Genomic DNA, 616 nt, shown 5'->3' with positions numbered 1-616 from the left:
CGACGTTCGGCAAGATCCTCGCCGGGATCCACGTCCCCCGAAGCGGCTCAGTCAGCGTCGGCGAGACCGCATTGCATGAACTGCCACCGCATCAACTGCGACGCCACGTCGCCCTGGTGACCCAGGAACACCACGTGTTCACCGGAACCATCCACGACAACATCGCACTGGCCAAGGCCGACGTCACCACCGAAGCCGCGACAGCCGCCCTGGACGCCGTGAACGCCATGACGTGGGTCCGCGACCTCCCCGACGGCCTCGACACCGTGGTGGGCTCGGGAGGTGTTCCGACATCCCCCGGCCGCGCACAGCAACTCGCGCTCGCCCGGCTGGTCCTCGCCAACCCTCACACCCTGGTACTCGACGAAGCCACCTCACTCATGGACCCCAGCGCCGCCCGGCAACTGGAACAGTCACTCGCCGCCGTACTCCAAGGCCGCACCGTCATCGCCATCGCTCACCGGCTCCACACGGCACACGACGCGGACACCGTGGTCGTCATGGACAACGGGCAGATCACCGAGCAAGGCAGCCACGACGAACTCGTCACCGCGGGAGGCGCATACGCGCGCCTTTGGGCCTCCTGGCACGGCCACGCCACCGGTGGCGGCACCAC

The 616-nt window shown here is 68.3% G+C and carries 1 protein-coding gene; it reads left to right on the top strand.

Annotated features, from left to right (window positions below):
• Positions 1 to 14: 14 nt before the first annotated feature.
• On the top strand, positions 15 to 616 hold a 602-nt coding region (locus tag B0F77_RS49490), incomplete at its 3' end, for an ATP-binding cassette domain-containing protein (RefSeq protein WP_342746915.1).

Origin of the sequence: Lentzea kentuckyensis, from assembly GCF_002150765.1 — a bacterium.
Classification (GTDB): Bacteria; Actinomycetota; Actinomycetes; order Mycobacteriales; family Pseudonocardiaceae; genus Lentzea; species Lentzea kentuckyensis.
The sequence above is the reverse complement of the archived record's forward strand: the minus strand, read 5'-3'. Positions and strand labels throughout refer to the sequence as shown.